The following is a 4599-nucleotide window of genomic DNA, read 5'->3' on the forward strand; positions in this document are numbered from 1 at the left end:
ATTGTAAGGATTTTGGGGACTGAAAAGCCGCTCGCTCGAGAAAATATGCAAGGGGATGGGAAAAAATTATTTTATTTGGCTTATTTCTGGCAATAATTGACCATAAAGATTAAGGGAGATAGTTATCATCTTTAGGGACATTTTTTTCGCTAAAAAGAAACCCCCATTTTGCCTCAACCTAGAAGGACAGCCACAATCACTACTATAGACCAATTAAGTGGGTGGGTGGAATTAAATATAAGATGAACGTAGGTTGGGTTGAAGCATGAAACCCAACGCCTGCATGGGTTACGCTACCGCTAACCCATCCTACAAATAATTGTGCCTCCTTACTTAGACCTGTGCGAAAATTAAATTTGTGAGAAAAAAGAGCAAGACAACCCGTGCGATTGCCCCTTCAATCGTAGCTGATTGGGTCGCCCTTGTTTTTCGTCAGTGAAACCCCAGCAGTTTTTGGGTAGTGGGTAAGAACCCTCCTGCAGCCACTCCAACCAATCCGACTTTAGTTGTGGGTTCTGGAATGGTTTCCCCGCGTTCTTGCAAAACCTCAAGGTAAAATTCAATCGCTTCTTTAATATTTTCCTGAACCTCTTCAAAGGTATCTCCAATGGTTTGCTCAAGGATTACTCAGGATACTGACGCGGACTTTTTCACCATTTTGCAAAGGTTTACTACTATTAACGACGAAACGCTCCCCCGGTTCAAGTCCAGTGATAATTTCTACTTGACCGTCAAGCGCTTGACCGAGACGAACGGGCCGTTTTTCCACTTGCGAGTTCTCCTCGGAAAGGACGAAAATGGCCGAGGATTCCCCTTGACTGACAATTGCTGTTTCGGGAACAATCACCTGCGCAGCAGAATTATTATTAAACCGCACCCGGGCCAATAATCCCCCTTTAATTAAACCATCCCCATTGGCTAGAGTAATCTCCACGGGAATCCGCCGGGCCGTGCCTTGGCTGAGGGGGAAAATTCTGGTGATGCGACCGGAAAAATTTCTATTACCGAAAGCATCAAGGCTGACATTAACCTTTTGTCCTAAATTAATCGTTTTTAAATCCAATTCTGATAATAATACTACTACCTTGACCTGCTGAAAATCGCCAATTTTGAGGACTTCATCGCCGATACTGACTAAATCCCCCGGCTCTTTCAGTTTTTCGATAACTATCCCCGTCGCCGGTGATTTAAGAGTAGCGTAGGCCTGACGTTGTTGTTCCTGAGCGATGACCGATTTTTGGGCGGCAATTCTGCCGATAATTGCCGCCACTACCTGCTCCTCGACTTTAATTCTTGATCGCCCGCTATTAACGGCTTTTAAAGCCACTGCCGCCGCAGTTTGGGCTGTTTCGCCCTGTTGTAGGGGAATCGCTCCTTCTAGGGCTAATTTTTGCAGGCGCTCGGCATCATTTTTGGCCTGTTGATATTGTAGTTGTAGGCGCTGCACTTCAATTTCAGCGTTACTGACTTCAATTCTCGCCCGGGCTAATTCCGCTTCTAGGGCCGACAGGGCGGCTTTTTCTTGCCGGACAACGGTGGCGAGGAGACGATCATCAATATGGGCGAGGATTTGTCCTAATTGCACCCCATCTCCCACATCAACGAGGAGATTGAGTAACTGCCCAGGGGCTTGCGATCGCAAAGAAACGACTTTTAAAGGTCGGGTAGTTCCCGTGTAATCGAGATTGCCTCCGCTGGTTGCCAGTTTAGCCGTGGCGACGTTGACGGTGGTAGTACGGGCTGCTGGTGGGGGTGGTTGGGTTTCGGTCCGGGGAGAACAACTGGCACTGAAGGATAAGATAACCAGAGCGGAAAGGATAATCGGATTCGATCCCATGGCGATAGTCCTAGTAGAAAGCCGCTTTTGAGTCGATGGTCGCCTATTCTTCGTCCCAAGCTTCTACCGCTACCACTTCACTGAGAGGGTCTTGCATGGAGAAACCGAAATCGAGCAACTCTTGCTTCCAGTATGTCCACTCATCTCCGTATAAAAGAGCCAGTTTCCAGATACTATCGCTAGGTTTGACTACTTTTGCATCTATCCACTTGCTAACCTTGCGTTGAAACTTCACCATCGGGTGAGCTACAGCTTGTTTGGTCATAAATTCAATTGCTATGAATACTTCAGATTTTGCGCTTCCCGACTAAACTAACTCAAGACTAAGACTTTTGCCATTACAAAGGATCGAGAAGCGCATTTATTAACTTACTTTTACACCATATCTGTGGTTTTAGGCAAGTCTTTTTAACCAAAAGTACGGTAATTACTACTATAGATTAGTATAACCGGAGGCCACAATCATGGAACCGATGCCTTGATCGGTGAAAATTTCCAGTAAAAGGGCGTGGGGAAGACGACCATCGATAATATGAGCAGCTTGAACTCCCTGGGCCAGCGATCGCACGCAGCAGCCAACTTTGGGAATCATCCCGCCGGCAACGATGCCTTTTTGAATCAACTCCCGGGCCTGTTGGATATCTAATTTAGCCAATAAAGTGGAAGGATCCTTGTAATTCTCTAAAATTCCGGCTGTATCGGTCATCAAAATCAGTTTAGCTGCCCCTAAAGCCGCCGCTATTTCTCCGGCTACCGTATCGGCATTGATATTATGAGCTTGGCCGGTTTCATCGGCGGCCACACTGGAAATCACGGGAATATAGCCACTATTGACCAAGGATTCGACGACGCTAGTATCGACACTGCTGACTTCTCCCACAAAACCAATGCCCTCTTTACCCACGGGACGAGCAGTGATCAGATTACCATCCTTACCGCATAATCCTACCGCTTTACCGCCAGCTTGATTGATCAGGGCAACAATTTCTTTATTGACGCGCCCCACCAGCACCATTTCTACCACATCCATGGTGGCGGCATCGGTGACGCGTAAACCGTCTTTAAATTGGGGTTCAATACCTAATCTATCCAGCCAACTATTGATTTCCGGACCGCCACCGTGGACAATCACGGGACGAACCCCCACACAGGAGAGAAAAACGATATCTCGCATCACCGTGTCTTTGATATCGCTGTTATTCATGGCCGCACCACCGTATTTAACCACTACAGTACGACCGCGAAATTCTTGTATATAGGGTAGGGCTTCGCTGAGGATTTTCACCCGTCGGGCATAGTTTTCGTGGGTATTATTGTTCATGGGTTTTTTACCTGTCTGATCCAGTGATCAGTTTAGCGGTTTCAGGTTTGACAAAAACTGTTCACCTTGAACGGATTTCTAGAAAGTCCTAGAGTTGCCGAATTTTTCGACGCAACGGACAAAAATCTCGACTCCCATGGTTAACACCGATTCATCAAAATCAAAGCGGGGATGATGGTGGGGATAGGCTAATCCTAATTCGGGATTGGCAGACCCCAAGAAGAAATAACAGCCCGGTACTTCCTGTAAAAAGAAGGACATATCTTCCCCTCCCAGGGTTTGACATTCGGGAACGATTCCGGCTGGGGTTTCCACCACTTGTGCGGCGATTGAGCGCACTAATTCCGCCATCTGATCATGATTGATTACCGGGGGATACAATTGCCAGTAATCGAATTGATAACTAGCCCCCTGACTTTGACAGATGCCCGCGATAATTTCTGCCATCCGTTCTCGGAAATAGCCCCCTAACTGGGGATTGAAATAGCGCACTGTCCCACTGAGATTAGCACTATCGGCGATCACGTTTCTAGCGGTTCCCGCCGCTAATTTACCCACAGTCACCACGGCGGCATCGAGGGGGTTAAGGTTGCGGGCGACGATAGTTTGCAAGGCGTTGACGATTTGGGCCGCCACCAGTAGTGAATCGACGGTTTGATGGGGAATTGCTCCGTGGCCGCCCCGGCCTTGAATCTGGAGATCGAAACATTCCACCGCCGCCATTAAGGCCCCATTTTTCACGCCTACTGTCCCTAAGGGCAGATTATTCCAGAGGTGTAGCCCGATAATTCCGTCCACGTCGGGATTTTTCAGCACTCCCGCTTCGATCATCGGTTTCGCACCCCCCGGCCCCTCTTCGGCGGGTTGGAAAATAATTTTTACGATCCCCTTGACATCGTGACGGTTTTGTGCTATGTAAACTGCTGTACCGAGGGCGATCGCTGTGTGACCATCGTGACCACAGGCGTGCATTTGGCCCGGATGTTGGGAACGATAGGGGACTTGGTTTTCTTCGGCGATCGGTAGTGCATCCATATCGGCCCGCAGGGCTAAAACTGGCCCCGGTTGACTGCCTGCGATGGTGGCGACAATTCCGGTGCCGGCGATGCCGGTTTGATGCTCAATTCCGTATTTAGTCAGGGTTTGACTGATTAAGGAGGCGGTGAGATGTTCTTGAAAGCCTAGTTCTGGTTTTTGGTGTATTTGTCGGCGCCAGTGAACTAATTGCGGCTGCAGGGAACGAATAGCAAGGCGAATTTGAGCGCCATTCAAGCTATTAGGAACGGGAAAGGAGGAAATCATCAGGTTCGGACGGCTAGTTTTTTTGATCACCGATTTCTAGTTTAACGTCGGTCGTCGGTCGTCGGTCGTCGGTCGTCAGGATTCAGGATTCAGGAGGCAGGATTCAGGAGATTGCCTTTATTTATTCTCCCTTCTCCCC

Annotated in this window: 5 protein-coding genes; all 5 read right to left on the bottom strand. The window is 48.4% G+C overall.

Annotated features, from left to right (window positions below):
• Window positions 1–432: 432 nt before the first annotated feature.
• On the bottom strand, window positions 433–624 hold the full coding sequence (locus tag IQ242_RS17215) for a type II toxin-antitoxin system HicB family antitoxin (protein WP_370583019.1): 192 nt from the start codon (window positions 622–624) through the stop codon (window positions 433–435).
• Window positions 617–1837 carry an efflux RND transporter periplasmic adaptor subunit gene (locus tag IQ242_RS17220; RefSeq protein WP_193960817.1) on the bottom strand — a complete coding sequence of 407 codons (1221 nt, stop codon included), beginning with the start codon at window positions 1835–1837 and terminating at the stop codon, window positions 617–619. The genes IQ242_RS17215 and IQ242_RS17220 overlap by 8 nt, the downstream gene beginning before the upstream one ends.
• A 43-nt stretch (window positions 1838–1880) precedes the next feature.
• Window positions 1881–2102: a DUF4327 family protein gene (locus tag IQ242_RS17225; RefSeq protein ID WP_002771755.1), complete on the bottom strand. Its 222-nt coding sequence runs from the start codon at window positions 2100–2102 to the stop codon at window positions 1881–1883.
• 168 nt (window positions 2103–2270) lie between these two features.
• Complete coding sequence (argB, locus tag IQ242_RS17230; RefSeq protein WP_193960818.1) at window positions 2271–3158, bottom strand: acetylglutamate kinase; 888 nt, start codon at window positions 3156–3158, stop codon at window positions 2271–2273.
• A gap of 78 nt (window positions 3159–3236) precedes the next feature.
• Complete coding sequence (locus IQ242_RS17235) at window positions 3237–4460, bottom strand: M20 family metallopeptidase (RefSeq protein ID WP_193960819.1); 1224 nt, start codon at window positions 4458–4460, stop codon at window positions 3237–3239.
• Window positions 4461–4599 lie beyond the last annotated feature (139 nt).

This window comes from Microcystis sp. LEGE 08355, from assembly GCF_015207185.1.
In the GTDB taxonomy this organism is placed as follows: Bacteria; Cyanobacteriota; Cyanobacteriia; order Cyanobacteriales; family Microcystaceae; genus Microcystis; species Microcystis panniformis.

What these genes read in the sequence shown, in the direction of transcription:
- IQ242_RS17220 (WP_193960817.1), bottom strand. Translation starts at nt 1,837, where the DNA reads ATGGGATCGAATCCGATTATCCTTTCCGCTCTGGTTATCTTATCCTTC.
- IQ242_RS17225 (WP_002771755.1), bottom strand. Translation starts at nt 2,102, where the DNA reads ATGACCAAACAAGCTGTAGCTCACCCGATGGTGAAGTTTCAACGCAAG.
- argB (WP_193960818.1), bottom strand. Translation starts at nt 3,158, where the DNA reads ATGAACAATAATACCCACGAAAACTATGCCCGACGGGTGAAAATCCTC.
- IQ242_RS17235 (WP_193960819.1), bottom strand. Translation starts at nt 4,460, where the DNA reads ATGATTTCCTCCTTTCCCGTTCCTAATAGCTTGAATGGCGCTCAAATT.